Source organism: Citrobacter sp. Cs237, from assembly GCF_030332325.1.
Lineage (GTDB): Bacteria > Pseudomonadota > Gammaproteobacteria > Enterobacterales > Enterobacteriaceae > Citrobacter_A > Citrobacter_A sedlakii.
In genome coordinates, this window is sequence record NZ_JAOWIB010000108.1 from 211,407 (window position 1) to 234,038 (window position 22,632).

Sequence of the window (22,632 nt, forward strand, 5' to 3'; positions counted from 1 at the left end):
TTTTTACAGTTCAAACGCCGCCATCCGGCAAAAAAACAGAAAGGTGAGAAGTCCTATGTCTAAACCCTTTGTCTGGCAGGAACTCTTTGTACAAAGCAAAGAAAGCACAGAATATGAACTACTCAGTAATCAGCATATTACGGTAAGCGAGCTTGACGGTGAGGAAGTGATCAAAGTGGCGCCGGAGGCGTTAACGCTGCTGGCGCAGCAGGCATTTTATGAAGCGTCATTCTTCCTGCGCGCCAGCCATCTGAAACAGATTGCCAGCATTCTGCACGACCCGCAGGCCAGCAGTAACGATAAATACGTCGCGCTACAACTGCTACGTAATGCCGAGGTCTCGGCGAAAGGCGTACTGCCAAACTGTCAGGATACCGGCACCGCGACGGTAGTCGCCAGCAAAGGGCAACGGATCTGGACCGGCGGCGATGACGCCGAAGCGCTGAGCAAAGGCATTTACACCACCTTTCAGGAGCATAACCTGCGCTATTCCCAAAACGCGCCGCTGGATATGTATCGCGAAGTGAATACCGAGACCAACCTGCCCGCACAGATCGATATCAACGCCACGCCGGGCAGCGAATACCATTTCCTTTTCGTCAACAAAGGCGGCGGTTCGGCCAACAAAGCCGCACTGTTCCAGGAAACCAAATCGCTTCTGCAACCGGAAAAACTGACCGCCTTCCTGATAGAAAAAATGAAATCACTCGGTACCGCCGCCTGTCCGCCGTACCACATCGCTTTTGTGGTCGGCGGTCTGTCAGCGGATCAGGCGCTGAAGGTCGCGAAGCTGGCCTCGACGAAGTATTACGACAATCTGCCCACTCACGGTAACGAACTGGGGCAGGCGTTCCGCGATACGGCGCTGGAAACGACCCTGCTCAACGCCAGCCGTGAATTTGGTATTGGCGCGCAGTTCGGCGGTAAATATTTCGCTCATGATATTCGCGTTATCCGTCTGCCGCGCCATGGCGGCTCCTGTCCGATCGCGATGGCCCTTTCCTGCTCGGCGGACCGTAATATCAAAGCAAAAATTAACAAACACGGTATCTGGCTGGAAAAACTGGAACATCATCCGGGCAAGTTTATTCCTGAGTCCTGTCGCGTGGAGAACAGCGCACAGACCGTGAAGCTGGAGCTGAACCGTCCCCTGCGAGAAATTCTGCACGATCTGTCCCGACTGCCCGTCGGTACCCGCCTCTCCTTAAGCGGTCCGATCGTGGTTGCCCGCGATATTGCGCACGCCAGAATCAAAGCACGACTCGACAGCGGCGAACCGCTGCCAGCGTACCTGTGTAACCACATTGTCTACTACGCCGGTCCGGCCAGAACGCCGGACAATATGGCCTGCGGCTCGCTCGGGCCAACCACCGGCGGGCGCATGGACGGCTATGTCGACGCTTTCCAGGCGGCGGGCGGTAGCCTGATCATGCTGTCCAAAGGCAACCGCAGCCAGCAGGTTACTGACGCCTGCCACAAACACGGCGGCTTTAATCTCGGCAGCATTGGCGGTGCCGCAGCTCTGCTGGCGCAGCAATACGTGAAAAGCCTGCGCTGTCTTGAATATCCGGAACTGGGAATGGAAGCGGTCTGGATGATGGAGGTTGAAAACCTGCCCGCTTTCGTGCTGGTTGACGACAAAGGAAATAACTTCTTCAGTCAGTTTGAGCAGCAGCACCGGTGCGCAACCTGCCCGGCGGGGCACTAAGGAGCGTCTATGGAAACGCGAGCCAACGATGCGCGGCATCGCCAGCGCCAGCAAAAGCTGAAAGAACAGGTCGAGGCCCGGGTCGCCGCGGCCACCGGGAAAAAAGGGATCCTGATTGTTTTTACCGGCAACGGTAAAGGGAAATCCACCGCCGCGTTCGGCACCGTCACGCGCGCTGTCGGCCACGGTAAAACCGTTGGCGTCGCGCAGTTTATCAAAGGCCAGTGGGACAATGGCGAATACAACACCCTGCATCCGCTGGGCGTCGAATTCCACATTATGGGTACCGGGTTTACCTGGGAAACGCAAAACCGCGAGGCGGATATCGCGGCGGCGCTTGTCGTCTGGACAGAAGCGCAGCGGATGCTGGCCGACCCGCAGTACGATCTGGTGGTGCTGGATGAACTCACATATATGCTGGCGTATCACTATCTTGATACCGACGCGGTGATCGCCGCCATAACGGCGCGTCCGGCGCAGCAGAGCGTGATCGTCACCGGTCGCGGCTGCCACGCGCGGCTGCTGGATCTTGCGGATACGGTCAGTGAAATGCGCCCGGTGAAGCATGCTTTTGACAGCGGTATTCAGGCGCAGGTGGGCATTGACTGGTAGTCACATCGTTGCCGGATGGCGCATGCGCTTATCCGGCTTCCCGTTTGCCCGTCATCCGCCGTCAGCGTTCCAGGTGAGATACCACCGATTTTTGTAACAGCCACTCGCGGAAAACCTGTAAATGACGGGATTCCGCTTTTTCTTCCCGCCAGGTCATGATGAAACGATTACCCGTGCGCATGGGCACATCGCAAGGGATCACCATGTCACCGTTATCCAGATCGTGCTGGATCGCAAACCGTGGGAGCAGCGCAACCCCCAAATTCGATCGCACCGCGGCGATCAGCATCGACAGCAGATCAAAACGCGGGCCTTTGTTGACCCGTGGGCTACTGACATCTGACAGGGCAAACCACTCCTGCCAGCCGTTAATTCGCGTACTTTGATGCAGCAAGGGAAACTCATTGAGCAACTCTTCAACCGCCAATTTCTGGTTAGGCTGTGACAGCAGACTGCCGCTACAAACCGGGAGGATCTCCTCTTCGAACAGATACTCCACTTCTGACCACGGCGAACAGAAGTCTTCACGCATAATGGCCGCATCATATTCACGGTTGAGGAAATCGCCCATGTTCGCCAGCGAGTGAATATTAACGATAATATCGGGGTTAAGTTTGTTGAATTCACGCAGATTGGGGATCAGCCAATGGGTGCTGAAGGTCGGGTTGACCGCCAGTTCAATGACTTCGACCGTGGGCTGCCAGGTCATAATGGTATTAGTATCACGCTCAAGTTTATTGAGCGTTTCCTTAACAATGCTCAAATAATGCTTCCCGGCCTCGTTTAAAAAAATCCGCTTTTTGGCATGATTAAATAATGCAGTATGCAGAAAATCCTCAAGTGCATTCACCTGGCGAAATACTGCACTTTGCGTTAATGCTAACTCCTCCGCCGCACGCGTATAACTTTCATGACGTGCCACCACTTCAAACGTCACCAGTAATTCAGTCTTTGGTATCTTTCCTCTCATAACGTCTTCCATATGCCGCGTACAAAAATAGTTTAATTTATAAAAAATAAATGCAACCGACTCCCGATTGGCCTAAGAGTTATATTTTATTTCCTACCTGTATGTCATTGATCCACTCCATGGTTTATTCACACAGGAGTCGAACAAATAATAACCAATAATACGCAAAACTGGCCATAAACACAATTTAAATAAGGTTATTATGCGACAAATAGCGCCAATAAGTTCTTAATAATTTTTCAAGATAACTTGTTTATTGGCGAAAAAACTTTGCGGGTTTAATCAATATTATTTACTTATTATTTCAGGAGAATTCAGCTCACTAAACGATAAGCAAACGATGACGTTTTTTTATCTGCTTTTACTCTTTTTACCGTTTTTCCCGACAATAATTAAGGACGACATATGAAAAACTCCGGAAAAGTCTGGCTGGTTGGTGCAGGCCCTGGTGATATCAGCTTACTGACCCTTAAAGCCCTGCAGTGTATTCAACAGGCTGATGTCATCATTTACGATCGGCTGGTCAATCCTAAAATGCTTGAGTGGTGCTCAGCGAGCTGTACCTGCATCAACGTTGGCAAAAGTCCGGGCTATCATAGTGTTCCTCAGGAGGAGATCAATGCCCTGCTTATCCAGCATGCGCGAGCACATCGGAACGTTGTGCGCCTGAAAGGTGGCGATCCTTACGTGTTTGGCCGCGGTGCCGAAGAGGTGGAATGTCTGGTCGAAGAAGGCATTGACTTCGAAGTGGTGCCGGGGATCAGTTCCGCCATTGGCGGGCTGGCCTGCGCCGGGATCCCAGTCACTCACCGCGATCTGGCATCGGGTTTTCATGTTGTGACAGGACATACCCGCGAAGGTAATCAGCAGCAGGACTGGCGGCAGTTGGCGAAGCTCAACGGCACGCTGGTGATTGTTATGGGGATCGCAAACCTGCCATTTATTTGTGAAGAACTGCTAATGGGAGGCAAATCACCGGACACGCCCGCGGCGATTGTGATGTCAGTTACCCGGGACAATCAGCGGCGCTTAACCTGTACGCTCGGTACATTACTCACGAAAGCGCAGGAAGCGAATATTGTGCCACCGGCACTGATTGTGGTTGGTGATGTTGTCCGTCTGAGCGACCGACTCTCTTTTATTCCAGAGGTGATGGAACGCGCCTACAGCGAAAGGTGTTCATGACGGAATAACTGCGGAGACGTCTGGTGAGCCGCCCGGAACACCCGACACAAATAGCTCGTCTGCGCATACTGAAGTTTCCGGGCGATGCTGTCGATAGAGTTCTACGGATCGCACAGCAACTCACTCGCCCACTGCATTTTTTCTGGCTCACCCAGGTTTTAAAATTCGCTCCCTGCCGTTTCTTAAAGAAACGGCTAAAGTAGTTGGCGCTAAAACAGACATGTGCGGCGACCCGTTTCTTTTCGTGGCGAGAAAGTTCCATTGCTGACAGACGCAGGTCGTTCTACTGCGCATCAGCGGTGTCCACCGTTTTACGCTGAACCGGATTGAGATTGTTAATAATAAAGCTGAGCAGGTTTGCCGCTGCCACCAGATGATTATTTTCTACAATCGCGATCTGATTCCAGGCTGATTTAATTTTAGGATCGAAAGCCCACTGCCGATCGTCATCGATGACAATAGTTTTATATTCCGGATACTTTGCGCACGCCTGATCGCAAATAATAAATCCCAGCAGATGCCCCTGACGAATTAACGCCATAGAGAAAAAACTCAACCCGGCATGACAGCAGAGTATTCTGATTTTTTCTTCTTTTACCCCTTCAAAAGCACAATATTTATCACGTTTCTGACAAGTTTTTGGTATTGCAGATTGGCGCGCAGTAATGAACAGAACGAATTAAAATTATGACAGGCAGAGATTTCCAGACCATTTATGTCTACCACCACGGCGGCGAGTCCGGTCGCCTTAGAAAACACCTCTGCCAGTGAGTAAAAAGTGTGTAAGACATCGTCCTGAATATGCTGAGGCACGTTACGCTCCGTCAGTGGTCTGGATAACGTCGCTACTATGCTTAATTTGTCCAGGTGAAAAAATGACCCTGACCGCAAAAAATAATCTTATTTATTCAGGTGATTATGATCAAATTGCAAGAGCGTCCCCGCGCCCTCGAAACCAGACCACCGACTGCTGTGACAACTTTTCCCAAAGATTAACGAATCTTCACATCTCCCTGTGAGCTTCATTTCAATATCACTCATCACTTTATATATTATTTTCAATTAGTTATAAAAATCACATACAATTTTATGATGTGCTTATTTGTGAGAATCATCATGTGAATGTGAAACGCCCTCCTGAATAATAGGTTCAATGACAAGATAATCTGAACGGAGTGGATGTATGCCCGTCACGACAGGTGTTATCGCCGACGACTTTACTGGCGCAACGGATATAGCAAGTTTTATGGCTGAGCAAGGCTGGAGGGTCGCGCTGCTGCCCGGGATGCCAGACGCCGCCCTGCCCTGGAATGAAGAGGTCGACGCGATTGTCATCTCGCTGAAAAGCCGTTCTCTACCGGCTGACCAGGCCATCGATCAATCATTACGCTGCTGGCAATGGCTGCACAACACAGCAGGTGCGCGGCAGATTTACTTTAAATATTGCTCCACTTTTGATTCCACCCCCGCCGGGAATATCGGTCCGGTCAGCGATGCGCTGATGGAAGCGATGCACGCGCCGTACATCGTTCACTGCCCAGCCCTGCCGCAAAACGGACGTACGGTGATTCACGGTTATCTGTTTGTGAATGGCGTATTACTGAATGAATCCGGCATGGAGAAACATCCGCTCAACCCGATGACCGATGCGAACCTGATTCGCCTGCTCACAGCGCAAACTGCCAGCGCTGTCGGGCGCATTGACCTCCGCACGATTCAGAAAGGTGTGGAAGCGGTCACTCACGCGCTGGAACGCTGCCAGTCTGAAGGTGTACGTCACGTAATCGCGGATACCTTTAGCGAAGCCGATCTGCAGACCCTCGCTCAGGCCTTACGTCATACACCGCTGCTGGCGGGCGGTTCCGGCCTGGGTGGCGCACTGGCCGCTTGCGCTGCGTCACAGCGTGGGCGGGAAGCGGTACATCCCTTCCCGCTGCCGGCCAAAACGGTGGTTTTTTCCGGAAGTTGTTCCACCATGAGTAACCGCCAGGTGAATCGCTATAAAGCACAGGCCGCTTCCCTTCTACTCGACGTAGCGCGCTGCCTGACAGACGCAGAGCGTTACAGTGACGAGCTGTCGCTGTGGACAATGACTCATGTCGATGACGCGCTCGCTCCATTGATTTACGCAACCCAGCCGCCGGAAGCGCTGAAACGTATTCAACAGGAGTACGGCGAGCAGCGCGCCAGCCGGGCGATTGAGCAAACTTTTGCCAGACTGACGGCCAAACTGCAGGCCGCGGGCGTAACCGGTTTTATCGTCGCCGGTGGTGAAACGTCCGGCACCGTAGTGGAGGCGTTACAGGTGACGAGACTGACGGTCGGCAAAGCCATCGCGCCCGGCGTGCCATGGGTGTTCTCCGCCGAGCCGCCGCTCGCGCTGGCGCTGAAGTCAGGCAACTTCGGTGACGAAGACTTCTTTTTCACCGCGCAGGAGTCTTCATTATGAGTCAGCTTAACGAACAACAACTCCGCGAACAGCTGGTGCATTACGGTCGTTCTCTGTTTATGCGCGGCTTCAGCAGCGGTGGTTCGGGCAACCTGAGCGTAAGACTGCCGGACGGCGGCTATCTGGTCACGCCGACCAACTCCTGTTTGGGCGAGCTGAACGCCGCGACGCTCAGTAAACTGGATGCCAACGGCGTTTACCTCAGTGGCGATAAACCGTCAAAAGAAGTGCCCATGCACCTGGCCTGGTACCGTCATCGTCCGGCCTGCGGCGCGGTGGTTCATCTGCATTCGCCATGGCTGACCGCCCTTTCCTGTCTGCCATGCAGCACACCGGAAAATTGTCTGCCGCCGTTAACGCCGTACTACGTAATGCGCGTCGGGCAGTTGCCTCTGTTGCCCTATTTCAAACCCGGTCATGAGGGTATTGCCAGCGCACTCAGCGAGATTGCGGCGGACCATACTGCCGCGCTCCTGGCAAATCACGGTCCGGTAGTCAGTGGTCGCTCACTTCGTGAGGCGGTGTTTAATGCCGAAGAGCTGGAAGACAGCGCCCGCATCTGGCTGACCTTAAAACCACTCGGCTACGTGCCGCTAACGGCGGAAGCAGTAGCTGAACTCGAACAATCCCGGCGAGCATGAGGTGAGAGGATGATCCCCGAACAACGACGTGATTTTATCTACCGCTACGTGCATGAAAAAAACGTTGCCTCGTTTAATGAGCTGGCGGATCTGATGAGCGTGTCGCACATGACCGTGCGCCGCGATATTCAGTTGCTGGAGGAAGAAGGCAAAGTCATCTCGATCAATGGCGGGGTGAAACTCAACAATCTGCTGAAATCGGAGCTACCGTGGCGGGAAAAGGCTGAGCTGCATCATGACGTGAAGCGACGGATGGGGCAACTTGCCGCGATGCTGATAGAGCCAGGGCAAACGCTGTATCTCGATGCGGGAACGTCGTTGTTTGAAGTGGCGAAAGCCGTCGCCGCCAGCCACTGCTTCAACCTGACGGTGGTGACGAACGATTTTTCCATCAGCCACTACCTGATGGATATGCCGCACATCACGCTGTATCACACCGGCGGACTGGTGGATCAGCGCAACCGCTCATGCCTTGGGAAAAGCGCCGCCAGTTTTCTGCGCACGATAAACATCGACGTGGCGTTTCTCAGTTCGTCCTCGTGGGATACCGAACGTGGAATGTCGACCCCCAGTGAAGGCAAAGCCTCGGTGAAAGAGGCGGTGCTCACCGTCTCCCGCCGTCGGGTGCTGGTCTGCGACAGCAGTAAATTTGGCAAATACGGAATGTTCCACATCTGCTCGCTGGATCAACTGACCGACATTATTTCGGACAACCGGTTGCCCGACGTAGCGCAGGATACTATTGCCAGCCAGGGCGTGAAACTACACCTGGTGGATTGCCGGGAGGGAACGCATCATGCTGAAGTTAGCGGCTAACCTCGACTGGCTGTTTTGCGAACGTCCCATTGCGGAGCGCTTTCAGTCCGCAAAGGCGGCGGGTTTTCACGGCGTTGAAGGGCTGTTTCTGTGGCAGCATCCGCTGGAGGTGCTGCTGGCGGCGCAACGGGAAACCGGCCTGCCGGTGGCGTTGATGAATGCGCCGGCGGGTAACTGGCAAGCCGGTGAACGCGGACTGGCCTCCCTGCCAGGCAGTGACGAGGAATTTCATCGTAGTCTGCTGATTGCCCGCGATTACGCCACGGCACTGGGCTGTCGCAAGGTGCACGTCATGGCCGGATTGCGCGTGGCTGGACTTTCCGCCAACGCCCAGTATGAGCAATTAACCGACCGACTGCGTATCGCCTGCGACGTCATGGTCGGGGCCGATATCGACGTGTTGATTGAACCGTTGAACCCGGACGATATGCCTGGTTATTTTGTCGATAGCTTTCCACTGGCTGAACGTCTTATTCGCGAAGTGAACAGAAAAAATATCGGCTTACAGTTTGATATTTACCACTGCCAAAAAATACACGGTAATGTTACGCATCTTATTGAACATTATTTACCGTTCATTAAACACTTTCAGATTGCTTCTGTACCCGGTCGCCATGAACCGGGAACGGGAGAATTAAATGAAACATGGCTTTTTGAATTTATTAAGCAAACAGGCTATCAGGGCTGGATAGGTTGTGAATATAAACCGTCAACACCAGGGCCCGAATCGTTACGTTGGATAACACCGTACTTATAATTTTAATATCTCTGTACCGGAAAACCGGAGGAACACATGTCGGATACTGTTATTATTTCGCTGGCACCCGTTGCCGCGGATTGCCCCAGAGTTATACCTGAAGAACTGGCGCAGGAAATACTGGCAAGCGTCGAACATGGTGCAGCCATCGTGCATTTACACGTTCGCGATAAGCAGGGTCGCCTGACGCCGGACACCACCGATTTTCAGGCGACGATCGACCACGTCATGCGCCATTCCGACCTGATTATTCAGGCCTCAACCGGTGGCGTCTCCGCCATGTCGATTGCCGAGCGCTGCGCGCCACTGGACTGTCCCGGTGTCGAAATGGCGTCGCTGAACGTCGGCTCCGTTAACCTCGGCGATGCCGTATACTTTAATCCCGGACCGGACGTCGAATATTGTTCGCAACAAATAACCCAACGTTCCATTATTCCTGAATTTGAAGTTTTCGAAATTGGCATGATTAATAACATTCTGGCGCTGGAAGAAAAAATACCGTTCAAGAAACCGATGTTATTTAATATCGTCCTCGGACACCGTGGAAGTTCACCCGCGACAGTTGATGCGTTAATTGCCTTGCGCAGTATGATCCCTCGCGACGCCTTATGGGGAATTACCCATTTTGGCCGCAAGAATTTCGATATTATTGCGGCAGCGGTCGGCATGGGCGCCAGTGAAGTAAGAATTGGTTTTGAAGACAGCTATTATTTAAGCGCCGAAGAGAAAGCTCAGCATAATTATCAGCAGGTTGCAAAACTCGCCACGCTTATTCGCAGTATGGATAAAAAGGTCGCCACGCCGGATATTGCGCGGCAAATGTTAGCTATTCCACCACGGCAGTAATAGCGAGAGAAAGGACATTTCACCATGACTATCACAACCGTTATTCACAAAACCGGACTGGGCGTCTGCATCGTCGGTGGCGCCCTGGCGGCAATTGGCGCGCTGATGCAGTCTCCCGCCCTCTGGCAGCCGGGGCTGGTGATGCTGACGACAGGCTTCGCGGCAGGCGCGGGCTACTGGACAAATCTTCGCAGCTACCAGTTTACCCTGTGGATCATTGCCGGCTTTGTCGCGGCGATGACCTGGTCAACCGATCTGATCGTCTGGGGCGGATTCAACATCACCCATAAATGGATCGTCTTTTTAGTGATCCAGGCGACCATGTTCAGTATGGGCACCAAACTCACGATTCAGGACTTTATCGACGTCGCTAAAATGCCCTGGGCGGTGTTTATCGGCACCTTCTGTCATTTCGTCATCATGCCTCTGCTCGGCCTGAGCATCACGCTGATCTTTGACTTTCCGCCGGAAGTGGCGGTGGGGATTCTGCTGATTGGTTCCTGTCCCAGCGGGCTCTCCTCCACCGTCATGGTGTATATCGCCAACGCCAACCTGGCGCTGGCGGTCTCGATCGCCGCCGTCTCGACGCTGGCGGCGACGGTCATGACCCCGCTGTGGGTGAATCTGCTGGCGGGTTCAATGATCGACATCCAGCTTACGGCGATGGTGATGGACGTCGTGAAAATCGTGTTGATCCCGATTGGCGCGGCGATTTTACATGACTACCTGAAAACCTATGCCGGCGTGCAGGGGCGTCGTACCGTGCAAACGCTGGCCGGGATCAGCGCCATCTGGCTGCTGTATATGCTTGCCGGCGGCTGGAACACGCTGTTTGGCAGCGCCAGCGCCGACGCGCAAATGTATGCAGTGGTGCTGAACTTTGTGGCAGGCGGGATCATCTGGGCGCTGTTCTATAACTGGCTGTATGGACGCGTGGCCGGCGTCAAGAAGATCATGCCGACCATCTCGATGATGGGCATCATTTTCTTCACCACTACGGCAGCGGCGGCCGGGCGCGACAACCTGGTTCAGGTCGGTTTCTTGCTCTGCTTCGCCATGCTGATGCACAACCTCGGCGGCTTCCTGATTGGCTATTTGATGAGCCGCTGGATCTTCCGCATGGATGTTCAGTCCGCCCGGACGGTAGCCTTCGAAGTCGGCCTGCAAAACGGCGGGATGGCATCAGGTCTTGCCGCCGCGATGGGAAAACTGGCCACCGTTGGTCTCGCCTCTGCGGTCATGACGCCGCTTGGCAACGTCAGCGGCTCGCTGCTGGCTAACTACTGGCGCAAAAAGGATGCCCGACAGGCGCAGGCCCAGAGCGAGTGTTCGCCTGCTCAGCCGGTATCAGAACCTCTGTCAAAAGGATAACTCACCATGATGACTTTAACCCTGCAACAGGCACGACGTGCGGTAGACAGCGCGCTCGATCTCACCGACACCCGTTATGCGCAACGTCCGCTCAGCGTGGCGGTATGCGACGCTCACGGCGAGTTACTGAGCTTTGCCCGTATGGATAACGCCAAACTGTTGACCATTGAGCTGACGCAGCGCAAAGCACGCACCAGCAGCCGTTTAGGTTGCACAACTCAGGCGTTTTTGCAACGTCTGCAAGATGAGTCACTGGATATCAGCTACTTTGCTGACCCACGATTTACCGCCCTGCCCGGCGGCGTACCGATTCTTCACAACGGTAAATGCGTGGGGGCCGTTGCGATTGGTGGACTGTCCGCCCAGGAAGATCACGATGCGGCCATGGCCGTTGCCGAATGTTTGCTCAAGGAGATCGCAGAATGAAAAAGATCGCTATGCTTCACACCAGTTCCGCCACGCTCGCCATGATGCAGCAACTGATCGGCGACATCATGCCAGAAGCGGACGTAATGCACCTGGTCGAAGAGTCGATGATTAAGCAGGTGATGAAGGCCGGAGGCGTGACACCGAACATTGCGGCACGCATTGCCGACTACGTCCACATAGCCGAAAAAGCGGATTGTGAGATTCTCATCACCGCCTGTTCGTCCATTGGCACGGCGGTTGAACAGTGTCAGTTTATGACGCCGCTGCAGCTTGCGCGTATCGACTGCGCGATGGTGGAACAAGCCATTAGCCTGGGTGAGAATATTGCCGTGCTGGCCACCGTCGCCACGACCATGAAACCGACGCTGGAGTATGTGCAGCGCAAAGTACAGGCCAGTGGTAAGCAATGCACCGTGACGCCGATATTGATGGAAGAGGCCTTCCATGCCCTGCTGGCGGGCGATATGGAAACCCACGATCGCATCGTCAGCGAAGGATTGCACAGCGCGTATAAACAGGCTGATGTGGTTATGCTGGCGCAAGCGTCGATGGCGCGCGTTCTGCAACAGCTTCCGTCGCCGCCCGTCCCGGTGATGACCTCTCCGGAAAGCGGGATCCGTTGGCTGAAAACACTGGCGGAAAGCGCATAACCTGGCAAGTCAACACTCCCCGTAGGCGGATAAACGCCAGCGCCATCCGGCAAACAGACAGGCAAAAAAAAGGCCATCATCAGATGGCCAACCATGTCGAAAATGGACCAGCCCTTTCCCCTGCATCACGGGTAAATGCAGGGGTTAGGCTGTTTTATTGCTTTTACTTAATGACAGCTTTCAGCGCTTCGCCGATATCGGCCAGGCTGCGAACCGTTTTCACGCCTGCGGCTTCCAGCGCAGCGAATTTCTCATCCGCCGTGCCTTTACCCCCGGCGATAATGGCGCCTGCGTGACCCATACGCTTACCTTTCGGCGCGGTCACACCGGCGATATAGCCCACAACCGGCTTGGTGACATGATCTTTGATGTAAGCAGCCGCTTCTTCTTCCGCGCTGCCGCCGATCTCACCGATCATCACGATCGCTTCGGTCTGCGGATCTTCCTGGAACAGCTTCAGGATGTCGATGAAGTTAGAGCCCGGGATCGGGTCGCCGCCGATGCCCACGCAGGTGGACTGGCCGAAGCCGTAATCGGTGGTCTGCTTAACCGCTTCATAGGTCAGCGTACCGGAACGGGAAACGATACCCACTTTACCCGGCTTATGGATGTGGCCCGGCATGATGCCGATCTTGCATTCGCCTGGGGTGATCACGCCCGGGCAGTTCGGCCCGATCATGCGCACGCCCGCTTCGTCCAGCTTCACCTTCACGGTCAGCATATCCAGCGTCGGGATACCTTCGGTGATGGTGATAATCAGCTTAATGCCCGCGTCGATCGCTTCCAGAATGGAATCTTTACAGAACGGAGCCGGAACGTAGATCACAGAGGCAGTCGCGCCTGTTGCTTCTACCGCTTCACGCACGGTGTTAAACACCGGCAGGCCCAGATGGGTGGTGCCGCCTTTACCTGGCGTGACGCCGCCTACCATTTGCGTACCGTAAGCGATCGCCTGTTCGGAGTGGAACGTCCCCTGGCTACCGGTGAAGCCCTGACAGATAACCTTGGTGTTTTTATCGATTAAAACAGACATTATTTCCCCTCCACTGCGGCAACAACCTGCTGAGCTGCATCCGTCAGACTTTTCGCTGCAATAATATTCAGGCCGCTGTCAGCCAGTTTCTTCGCGCCGAGTTCGGCGTTGTTGCCTTCCAGACGCACAACCACCGGCACGTTAACGCCCACTTCTTCCACCGCGCCGATAATACCGTCTGCGATCAGGTCGCAACGGACAATACCGCCGAAGATGTTAACCAGCACGGCTTTCACGTTGTCGTCAGAGAGAATAATTTTGAACGCTTCGGTCACGCGCTCTTTGGTCGCGCCGCCGCCCACGTCGAGGAAGTTCGCCGGTTCGCCGCCGTGCAGCTTAACGATGTCCATGGTGCCCATCGCCAGACCCGCGCCGTTCACCATACAGCCGATATTGCCGTCCAGCGCCACGTAGTTCAGTTCCCACTGCGCAGCCTGCGCTTCGCGCGGATCTTCCTGCGACTGGTCGCGCATTTCGCGCAGATCCGGCTGGCGGAACAGCGCATTGCCGTCAGCGCCCAGCTTGCCGTCGAGGCAGATCAGATCGCCTTGTTTGGTGATAACCAGCGGGTTAATTTCGATCAACGCCAGATCGCGCTCCAGGAAAATGGTCGCCAGGCCCATGAAGATCCGGGTGAACTGCTGCACCAGTTTGCCTTCCAGACCCAGTTTGAACGCCAGCTCGCGTCCCTGATACGGCATCGGTCCGGTCAGCGGATCGAGCGCCACTTTATGGATCAGGTGCGGGGTTTCTTCCGCCACTTTTTCAATTTCCACGCCGCCTTCGGTAGAGGCCATAAAGACCACGCGACGGGAGCTGCGGTCAACAACCGCGCCCAGATACAGTTCTTTGTCGATATCGGTCGCCGCTTCAACCAGAATCTGGTTAACCGGCTGGCCGTTCGCATCTGTCTGGTAGGTCACCAGGCGTTTGCCCAGCCAGTGTTCAGCAAACGCGCGAATCTCTTCTTTGCTGTTAACGACCTTCACACCGCCCGCTTTACCACGGCCACCAGCGTGAACCTGACATTTTACTACCCACGGACCGGCACCGATTTTCGATGCCGCTTCTTCAGCCTGGCGCGGAGTAGTACAGGCATAACCCACCGGCGCCGGTAAGCCATAGCGGGCAAAAAGTTGTTTTGCCTGATATTCATGTAAGTTCATGTGTTCTGTCCATCCTTCAGGTAATCGTTATCTTTAAACCCGTAGACCAGAGCGGTATCTTTGCCGGACGGCGCTACGCTTAATCCGGCCTACGGGGCAGGTGACGCTAAAAAATGACTATACGTCCAGCAGCAGACGCGTTGGATCTTCCAGCAGCTCTTTAATCGCCACCAGGAAGCCCACGGATTCGCGGCCGTCGATCAGGCGGTGATCGTAAGACAGCGCCAGGTACATCATCGGCAGGATTTCAACCTTGCCCTCCACCGCCATCGGACGATCTTTAATGGCGTGCATCCCGAGGATCGCGCTCTGCGGCGGGTTGATGATCGGGGTGGACATCAGGGAACCGAACACACCACCGTTGGTGATGGTAAAGTTACCGCCGGTCAGGTCTTCTACCGTCAGCTTGCCGTCACGGCCTTTGACGGCCAGCTCTTTAATTTTCTTCTCGATGTCAGCCATGCCCAACGTATCCACGTCACGCAGGACGGGCGTCACCAGGCCACGCGGCGTAGACACCGCCATGCTCACGTCGAAATAGTTGTGATACACCACGTCGTCGCCGTCGATAGACGCATTCACTTCCGGATAACGCTTCAGCGCTTCAACCACCGCCTTCACATAGAAGGACATGAAACCCAGACGGATACCGTGACGTTTCTCGAACGCTTCGCCGTACTGCTTACGCAGATCCATGATTGGCTTCATGTTGACTTCGTTGAAGGTGGTCAGCATCGCGGTGGAGTTTTTCGCTTCCAGCAGACGCTCGGCCACGCGCTTGCGCAGTCGGGTCATCGGGACGCGTTTTTCACTGCGAGCGCCAAGCGCTGGCTGTGCCGCCGCAGCCGCAGCGGGTGCGTTGGACGCTTCTTTCGCCGGCGCTTTCGCCAGATGTTTTTCTACATCTTCACGGGTGATGCGGCCACCGACGCCGGTGCCTTTAATGGCGCTGGCATTCAGGTTGTGTTCGGCCAGCAGGCGACGGATCGCCGGGCTGAGCGCATCGTTGTTTTGCTCTTCCAGAGACGCCTGCTGGCGCTGCGCCGGGGTGGACGCTTTCTCTTCGGATTTCGCGCTGGTTTCTTTACCGGCGCTGTTGCCTTCACGCAGGCGACCCAGGATCTGGCGAGAGGTCACGGTAGTGCCTTCGTCTTCCAGAACCGCATCCAGAATGCCGTCCGCTGATGCCGGTACTTCCAGTACCACTTTGTCAGTTTCGATTTCGACCAGCACTTCGTCACGAACCACGGCATCGCCTGGTTTTTTGTGCCAGGTGGCGACGGTCGCGTCCGCTACGGACTCAGGCAGGTCGGGAACAAGAATATCTACGCTACTCATTATTTATCCTTTATTTAATCGACGTTCAGCGCGTCATTAACCAGATCTTGTTGCTGCTTCTGGTGAACGGACATATACCCTACCGCCGGAGAGGCGGAGGCCGGGCGACCTGCATAACGCAGGGCGGACCCAAATGGAATCACTTCACGGAAATGATGCTGGCTGCAGTACCAGGCGCCCTGGTTGAGCGGCTCTTCCTGACACCAGACAAAATCATGTACGTGAGCGTACTGTTTCAGCACGTCCTGCATCGCCTGATGCGGGAACGGATAAAGCTGTTCGATGCGCACAATGGCAACATCTTTCTGATCGTTCTTACGGCGCTGTTCCAGCAGGTCGTAATAAACCTTACCAGAACACATCACCACGCGCTTCACGCCTTTCGGATCGATATCATCAATTTCGCCAATGGCCGGCAGGAAGGTGCCGTTGGCCAGCTCATCCAGGCTGGAAACCGCCAGTGGATGACGCAGCAGCGATTTCGGCGACATGACCACCAACGGACGACGCATACCGCGCAGCGCCTGACGACGCAGCATGTGGTACACCTGAGCCGGGGTGGACGGCACGCAAACCTGCATGTTCTGCTCGGCGCAAAGCTGCAGATAACGCTCCAGTCGCGCGGAGGAGTGCTCCGGCCCCTGGCCTTCGTAACCGTGCGGCAGCAGCATCACCAGGCCACACATGCGGCCCCACTTCTGTTCGCCGGAGGAGATGAACTGGTCAATCACCACCTGCGCGCCGTTGGCGAAGTCACCGAACTGCGCTTCCCAGATCGTCAGGGTACGCGGTTCCGCCGTGGCGTAACCGTATTCAAACGCCAGTACCGCTTCTTCAGACAGAACGGAGTCCCATACCCGGAAGCTGCCCTGGCCGTTATGCACATGCTGCAGCGGGGTGTAGGTTGAACCGTTAGACTGATTATGAATCACCGCGTGGCGGTGGAAGAAGGTGCCGCGACCGGAGTCTTCGCCGGACAGGCGTACCGGGATACCTTCATCAACCAGCGTGGCGTAAGCCAGATTTTCCGCGCCGCCCCAGTCGAACAGTTTCTCGCCCGCCGCCATCGCCTGGCGGTCAGCGTAAATTTTGGCCACGCGGGACTGCATCTCAACCGCTTCCGGCACCGTACTGATGCGTTTCGCCAGCTCCTGCAGACGCTTCATCTCCACCTTGTTCGGGTATGCTTCGTCCCACTCGTGGTTGAGGTACGGCGACCAGGTAAAGGAGTGCATGTTCATCGGACGCCACTCTTTCACCACGCATTCGCCGGCGTCCAGCGCGTCACGGTAAAGGTTGACCATTTCGGTCGCGTCTTCCAGCGTGGCGACGTTGTCGGCTTCCAGTTTGTCGGCGTAGATCTTACGCGGGGTCGGGTGTTTTTTGATTTTCTGGTACATCAGCGGCTGGGTTGCGCTCGGCTCGTCGGCTTCGTTATGGCCGTGACGGCGGTAGCATACCAGGTCGATGAAGACATCACGTTTAAAGGTGTTACGGAAGTCCAGCGCCAGACGGGTGACAAACGCCACTGCTTCCGGATCGTCCGCATTGACGTGGAAGATCGGCGCCTGCACCATTTTACCGATGTCGGTGCAGTACGGCGTGGATCGGGCATCCAGCGGATTAGAGGTGGTGAAGCCCACCTGGTTGTTGATAACGATGCGAACGGTCCCGCCCACTTCGTATCCCCGCGCTTTCGACATGTTCAGGGTTTCCTGAACCACGCCCTGCCCGGTCACCGCGGCGTCACCGTGAATGGTGATCGGCAGCACTTTGTTGCTGCTCGGCTCGTCGAGCCTGTCCAGACGCGCCCGTACGGAACCGATAACCACCGGGCTGACGATCTCCAGGTGCGACGGGTTAAACGCCAGCGCCAGGTGGACCAGGCCGCCTTCGGTTTCAATATCGGACGAGAAGCCCATGTGGTACTTCACGTCACCGGTACCGAGGTGTTCTTTATGTTTGCCCGCAAATTCGTCGAACAGATCCTGCGGTTTTTTACCCAGCACGTTGACCAGCACGTTCAGACGACCACGGTGGGCCATTCCCAGCACCACTTCACGGGTGCCGCTGTTGCCCGCATGGCGGATCATCTCTTTCAGCATCGGGATTAACGCGTCGCCGCCTTCCAGCGAGAAGCGTTTCGCGCCAGGGAACTTCGCGCCCAGATAACGTTCCAGGCCTTCCGCCGCGGTCAGTTCGCTCAGGAAACGTTTTTTCTCATCGGCGCTAAACGCCGCGCGTCCGGATTCGATACGCTGTTGCAGCCAGCGTTTTTCTTCGGTGCTGGTGATGTGCATGTACTCGGCGCCGATCGGGCCGCAGTAAGTTTGTTTGAGGGCGGAGAGCAACTCGCCCAGCTTCATCGTCTCTTTGCCGCCAGCAAAAGAACCTACGTTAAAGCTTTCCTGGAAGTCGGCCTCGGTCAGATCGTGGAAGGAAGGATCCAGATCCGCCACGGTTTCTTGCTTCCACAGTCCCAGCGGATCGAGATTCGCATGCTGGTGACCGCGGAAACGATAAGCGTTAATGAGCTGCAGGACTTTAACCTGCTTCACATTGGTGTCAGGGTCGGAAATCGAAGAAGAGTAACGTGAGGCATCCTTCGCCAGACGACGGAAATAATCACGCGTTTTTGAATGGAATTGATCCGGTTTGACCCCTGTACCAGGCAACTGCTGGAACGTGGAACGCCAGTTCGCGTCCACAGAGTCAGGATCGGTTAAGAAGTCTTCATAGAGCTGTTCTATCCAGCTCTGGTTTGCGCCAGAGAGGTAAGAAGAGTCCAGCCAGGCTTTCAAAGCGCTGTTCTGCATCGTGATCCCTTAAGCATTTTTATGCTTACTTTCGCCGTAGAAACTACCACGCACACCGAGTGTACGTGCCGGGGTTCACCTGCGAGCTCTTACTGGCCCGCGAAGGAACCTTTAAAAACTGCCATTCATCTTCTGCGTTCAGGCTGCGACGTCGTTGGCTGCCTTGTCTCGTCCTGTACGCCTCGATGACGGGTACTGCAATGTAGCGGTTTTTAAAGATTTCCTGCATCACCGGGGAATCGCTTCCCCGGCGTTTACACGTTATGCACTGCGCTGCAACAGCATCGACTTAATATGGCCGATGGCGCGCGTCGGGTTTAGCCCCTTAGGACACACACTGACGCAGTTCATGATGCTGTGACAGCGGAATACGCTGAATGCATCGCTCATCCCTTCCAGGCGGCTGTCGGTTTCGGTATCGCGGCTGTCGATCAGGAAGCGGTATGCCGCTAACAGACCGGCCGGGCCGATGAACTTATCCGGGTTCCACCAGAAAGACGGGCAAGACGTTGAGCAGCACGCACACAAAATACATTCATACAGCCCATCGAGTTTTTCCCGCTGCTCGGGCATCTGCAAATGCTCGCGCGCCGGAGGATTTTGCCCATTATTCAACAAGTAAGGCTTAATCTTCTCATATTGTGCGTAGAATTGCCCCATGTCTACCACCAAATCGCGGATCACCGGTAACCCTGGCAGTGGACGGATGACAATTTTCTTACCCGGCTGATTCAGCGCCGAAATGGGCGTGATGCACGCCAGGCCGTTTTTGCCGTTCATGTTCAGTCCGTCAGACCCGCAGACCCCTTCACGGCAGGAGCGACGGAAAGAGAGGCTCGGATCTTTTTCTTTCAGCTGCATCAGCGCATCCAGCAGCATCATATCGCGCCCTTCTTCGCCTTCCAGGGTGTAATCCTGCATGCGCGGAGCGTCATCAACATCCGGGTTATAGCGATAAATTGAAAACTCGAGTTTCATTGTCCTGTCTCCGCATTAGTAAGTACGAATCTTCGGCGGGAATGCCGGGCGCAGTTTCGGTTCCATATTGACCTGACGTCGCGTCATGGACTCCGTCTCTGGCAGATACAGGGAATGGCACAGCCAGTTTTCATCATCACGCTCCGGGAAGTCGAAGCGGCTATGCGCGCCGCGACTTTCGGTACGGAAGTTTGCTGAAACCGCCGTGGCGTAGGCAGTTTCCATCAGGTTATCCAGCTCCAGGCACTCAACGCGCTGAGTGTTGAACTCGCTGGAAGTATCGTCCAGACGGGCGTTTTTCAGCCGCTCGCGGATCGCCTTCAGTTGTTCCAGCCCTTTCGCCATCGCGTCGCCTTCACGGAATACCGAGAAGTTGTGCTGCATACATTCCTGCAGCGCTTTGCGAATCACGACCGGATCTTCACCGTCGCGGTTATTGTTCCAGCGGTTCAGGCGCGCCAGTGAGGCGTCGATTTCGTCGTCGGTCGCATCGCGCAGTGCGCCCTGCTCCGCGATAGACTCCTGCAGATGCAGACCCGCCGCACGGCCAAACACCACCAGATCCAGCAGCGAGTTGCCGCCCAGACGGTTGGCGCCGTGTACGGAGACGCAGGCGATTTCGCCCACCGCAAACAGGCCCGGAATCACCACGTCTTCGCCCTGCTCGTTTACGGTCAGCGCCTGGCCGGTCACTTTGGTCGGGATTCCGCCCATCATGTAGTGGCAAGTCGGGATAACCGGAATCGGCTCTTTCACCGGGTCGACGTGGGCAAAGGTACGGGAAAGTTCGAGAATACCCGGCAGACGGGACTCCAGAACCTCTTTCCCCAGATGATCAAGTTTCAGCTTGGCATGCGGCCCCCACGGACCGTCGCAGCCGCGACCTTCGCGAATTTCAATCATGATGGAACGCGCCACCACGTCGCGACCCGCCAGGTCTTTCGCATTCGGCGCATAACGCTCCATGAAGCGTTCGCCGTGTTTGTTCAGCAGATAGCCGCCTTCGCCGCGGCAACCTTCGGTGACCAGTACGCCCGCACCGGCGATACCGGTCGGGTGGAACTGCCACATTTCCATGTCCTGCACCGGCACGCCTGCGCGAATCGCCATGCCCACGCCGTCGCCGGTATTAATATGGGCGTTGGTGGTGGATTGATAAATACGGCCTGCGCCGCCGGTCGCCAGCACCGTGGCGCGGGCTTTGAAGTAAACCACTTCACCGGTTTCAATGCACAGCGCGGTACAACCCACGATCGCGCCGTCGGCGTTCTTCACCAGATCCAGCGCATACCACTCGGAGAAAATGGTGGTGTGGTTTTTCAGGTTCTGCTGATACAGCGTGTGCAGCAGCGCATGGCCGGTACGGTCAGCTGCCGCTGCGGTACGTGCCGCCTGCTCGCCGCCGAAGTTTTTCGACTGGCCGCCAAACGGACGCTGATAGATACGACCGTCATCAAGACGGGAAAAAGGCAGCCCCATGTGCTCCAGCTCCAGAATCGCTTCCGGTCCGGTCTTGCACATATATTCAATCGCGTCCTGGTCACCAATGTAGTCCGACCCTTTGACGGTGTCGTACATGTGCCATTCCCAGTTATCCTCATGGGTATTACCGAGCGCGACGGTAATGCCGCCCTGCGCGGAAACGGTATGGGAACGGGTTGGAAAGACTTTAGAGAGCAGCGCACAGGTTTGTCCGCTCTGGGAAATTTGCAGCGCCGCACGCATACCCGCGCCGCCTGCGCCTATGACCACTGCATCAAATTCTCTGACTGGCAATTTCATTACACACCCCACACCACAACAAATCCATAAATGACGTAAACCACCAGCGCAACGACGATAGCCAGTTGCAGACCTAAACGAACGGCCAGCGGTTTAACGTAGTCGGTCAACACCTGCCACATGCCGATCCAGGCATGAATCAAGATGGAAAAAAGGGCCAGCAGAGTGAAGACTTTGGTGAAGGCCGATGAGAAGAAACCGGTCCAGACTTCCCAGGTCAGGTCGCCGCTCGTGGCGAAGAACCCCACCATGTAGATGATGTATAACGTCAGAACGATAGCGGTAGCGCGGACCAGGATGAAGTCATGTACGCCATTGCGTCCTAATGCGGAGGCATTGCTTACCATACGAGGACTCCTGCGAGAAGTGAAAGCACGACAGTGATAACGAAAGAGATTTTGGCCGAGCGTTGACCCGCTTCGAATGTTTCTTCCAGATAGCCAAAATCCATTAACATGTGACGCACGCCGCCCACCACGTGGTACGCCAGCGCGGTGAGAATGCCCCACATGATAAATTTAACGAAGAAGCTCCCCATGATGGCGGACGCCTGCTGGAATCCTTCCGGGGAAGAGAGGCTGGTACCCAATAACCACAACAGAATCCCGACCGCCACGAAGGTGATCACGCCGGAAACGCGATGGAGAATGGACGCTATCGCCGTGATTGGGAACCGGATCGTTTGCAGATCCAGATTGACAGGTCTTTGTTTTTTCACATTTCTTATCATGAATAACGCCCACATGCTGTTCTTATTATTCCCTTTAGACTTCGGGTACAGAGGCTCATCCACCTGTAGCCTGAAAGACGACGGGATTTCCTTCCTCCGGTCTGCGTGCGGGTCAGACAGCGTCCTTTCTATAACTGCGCGTCATGTAAAACACTGCTTCCAGATGCTAAAACGACACGTTACAACGCTGGGTGGCTCGGGATTGCAGGGTATTCCGGAGACCTGGCGGCAGTATAGGACGTTCACAAAATCATTACAATTAACCTACATATAGTTTGTCGGGTTTTATCGCGAACAGTGACCTACGTCACGATAACAACATTTTTTTAATTTTTAATCATCTGATTTGACAATC

At 55.2% G+C, this 22,632-nt stretch carries 20 protein-coding genes and 1 pseudogene; 11 read left to right on the forward strand and 10 right to left on the reverse strand.

Annotated elements, in window-relative coordinates:
* Positions 1–55: 55 nt before the first annotated feature.
* Together OGY07_RS18075 and cobO are read left to right on the forward strand one after the other, a co-directional pair.
* Positions 56–1,708, forward strand: a complete 1,653-nt coding sequence (locus OGY07_RS18075; protein ID WP_286602184.1) for a class I fumarate hydratase — start codon at positions 56–58, stop codon at positions 1,706–1,708.
* A 9-nt stretch (positions 1,709–1,717) separates the two neighbouring features.
* Complete coding sequence (cobO, locus tag OGY07_RS18080; RefSeq protein WP_042285298.1) at positions 1,718–2,320, forward strand: cob(I)yrinic acid a,c-diamide adenosyltransferase; 603 nt, start codon at positions 1,718–1,720, stop codon at positions 2,318–2,320.
* Between the two features lie 61 nt (positions 2,321–2,381).
* Here the strand turns inward: cobO and OGY07_RS18085 are convergent, their stop codons facing one another.
* On the reverse strand, positions 2,382–3,290 hold the full coding sequence (locus tag OGY07_RS18085; protein WP_042285301.1) for a LysR family transcriptional regulator: 909 nt from the start codon (positions 3,288–3,290) through the stop codon (positions 2,382–2,384).
* Between the two features lie 405 nt (positions 3,291–3,695).
* Between OGY07_RS18085 and cobA the strand changes: the two genes are divergently transcribed.
* Positions 3,696–4,475, forward strand: coding sequence for a uroporphyrinogen-III C-methyltransferase (gene cobA / locus OGY07_RS18090; RefSeq protein ID WP_286602188.1), 780 nt, complete (start codon positions 3,696–3,698; stop codon positions 4,473–4,475).
* On the opposite strand, the pseudogene OGY07_RS23495 reads toward cobA, so the two are convergent.
* Positions 4,454–5,288, reverse strand: a pseudogene (locus OGY07_RS23495) (PocR ligand-binding domain-containing protein). The gene cobA and the pseudogene OGY07_RS23495 sit on opposite strands and share 22 nt — an antisense overlap.
* Positions 5,289–5,658: 370 nt before the next feature.
* Between OGY07_RS23495 and otnK the strand changes: the two are divergent.
* The 8 genes from otnK to OGY07_RS18135 are packed head-to-tail and all read left to right on the forward strand — an operon-like array spanning position 5,659 to position 12,434.
* Positions 5,659–6,924: a 3-oxo-tetronate kinase gene (gene otnK / locus OGY07_RS18100; RefSeq protein WP_286602191.1), complete on the forward strand. Its 1,266-nt coding sequence runs from the start codon at positions 5,659–5,661 to the stop codon at positions 6,922–6,924.
* Complete coding sequence (otnC, locus tag OGY07_RS18105; RefSeq protein ID WP_042285314.1) at positions 6,921–7,565, forward strand: 3-oxo-tetronate 4-phosphate decarboxylase; 645 nt, start codon at positions 6,921–6,923, stop codon at positions 7,563–7,565. The genes otnK and otnC overlap by 4 nt, the downstream gene beginning before the upstream one ends.
* Before the next feature lie 9 nt (positions 7,566–7,574).
* The gene (locus OGY07_RS18110) at positions 7,575–8,381 is read left to right on the forward strand and encodes a DeoR/GlpR family DNA-binding transcription regulator (protein WP_042285318.1); all 807 of its coding nucleotides are present in this window, start codon (positions 7,575–7,577) and stop codon (positions 8,379–8,381) included.
* Positions 8,362–9,138, forward strand: coding sequence for a hydroxypyruvate isomerase family protein (locus OGY07_RS18115; protein WP_042285321.1), 777 nt, complete (start codon positions 8,362–8,364; stop codon positions 9,136–9,138). The genes OGY07_RS18110 and OGY07_RS18115 overlap by 20 nt, the downstream gene beginning before the upstream one ends.
* A gap of 36 nt (positions 9,139–9,174) precedes the next feature.
* Positions 9,175–9,984, forward strand: a complete 810-nt coding sequence (locus OGY07_RS18120) for a beta-keto acid cleavage family enzyme (RefSeq protein ID WP_060568878.1) — start codon at positions 9,175–9,177, stop codon at positions 9,982–9,984.
* Positions 9,985–10,008: 24 nt separating this feature from the next.
* Entirely contained in the window at positions 10,009–11,355 is a 1,347-nt protein-coding gene (locus OGY07_RS18125) for a bile acid:sodium symporter family protein (RefSeq protein WP_286602197.1), read from the forward strand.
* Positions 11,356–11,361: 6 nt separating this feature from the next.
* Entirely contained in the window at positions 11,362–11,781 is a 420-nt protein-coding gene (locus OGY07_RS18130) for a GlcG/HbpS family heme-binding protein (RefSeq protein ID WP_042285329.1), read from the forward strand.
* The gene (locus OGY07_RS18135; protein WP_042285333.1) at positions 11,778–12,434 is read left to right on the forward strand and encodes an aspartate/glutamate racemase family protein; all 657 of its coding nucleotides are present in this window, start codon (positions 11,778–11,780) and stop codon (positions 12,432–12,434) included. The genes OGY07_RS18130 and OGY07_RS18135 overlap by 4 nt, the downstream gene beginning before the upstream one ends.
* Positions 12,435–12,597: 163 nt before the next feature.
* Here OGY07_RS18135 and sucD read toward each other — a convergent pair whose 3' ends face one another.
* From sucD to sdhC, 8 genes are all read right to left on the reverse strand, one after another.
* The gene (sucD, locus tag OGY07_RS18140) at positions 12,598–13,467 is read right to left on the reverse strand and encodes a succinate--CoA ligase subunit alpha (RefSeq protein WP_042285336.1); all 870 of its coding nucleotides are present in this window, start codon (positions 13,465–13,467) and stop codon (positions 12,598–12,600) included.
* Complete coding sequence (sucC, locus tag OGY07_RS18145; protein WP_042285338.1) at positions 13,467–14,633, reverse strand: ADP-forming succinate--CoA ligase subunit beta; 1,167 nt, start codon at positions 14,631–14,633, stop codon at positions 13,467–13,469. Before sucC ends, sucD begins: the two co-directional genes overlap by 1 nt.
* A 117-nt stretch (positions 14,634–14,750) precedes the next feature.
* Positions 14,751–15,971, reverse strand: a complete 1,221-nt coding sequence (odhB, locus tag OGY07_RS18150) for a 2-oxoglutarate dehydrogenase complex dihydrolipoyllysine-residue succinyltransferase (RefSeq protein ID WP_286602201.1) — start codon at positions 15,969–15,971, stop codon at positions 14,751–14,753.
* A gap of 14 nt (positions 15,972–15,985) precedes the next feature.
* Positions 15,986–18,787: a 2-oxoglutarate dehydrogenase E1 component gene (sucA, locus tag OGY07_RS18155; protein WP_042285345.1), complete on the reverse strand. Its 2,802-nt coding sequence runs from the start codon at positions 18,785–18,787 to the stop codon at positions 15,986–15,988.
* A 261-nt stretch (positions 18,788–19,048) separates the two neighbouring features.
* The gene (gene sdhB, locus OGY07_RS18160) at positions 19,049–19,765 is read right to left on the reverse strand and encodes a succinate dehydrogenase iron-sulfur subunit SdhB (protein WP_042285348.1); all 717 of its coding nucleotides are present in this window, start codon (positions 19,763–19,765) and stop codon (positions 19,049–19,051) included.
* Positions 19,766–19,780: 15 nt separating this feature from the next.
* Positions 19,781–21,547, reverse strand: a complete 1,767-nt coding sequence (gene sdhA, locus OGY07_RS18165) for a succinate dehydrogenase flavoprotein subunit (RefSeq protein WP_042285351.1) — start codon at positions 21,545–21,547, stop codon at positions 19,781–19,783.
* Positions 21,547–21,894, reverse strand: coding sequence for a succinate dehydrogenase membrane anchor subunit (gene sdhD / locus OGY07_RS18170; protein WP_042285355.1), 348 nt, complete (start codon positions 21,892–21,894; stop codon positions 21,547–21,549). Before sdhD ends, sdhA begins: the two co-directional genes overlap by 1 nt.
* On the reverse strand, positions 21,888–22,292 hold the full coding sequence (sdhC, locus tag OGY07_RS18175; RefSeq protein WP_042286197.1) for a succinate dehydrogenase cytochrome b556 subunit: 405 nt from the start codon (positions 22,290–22,292) through the stop codon (positions 21,888–21,890). Before sdhC ends, sdhD begins: the two co-directional genes overlap by 7 nt.
* Between the last annotated feature and the right edge of the window lie 340 nt (positions 22,293–22,632).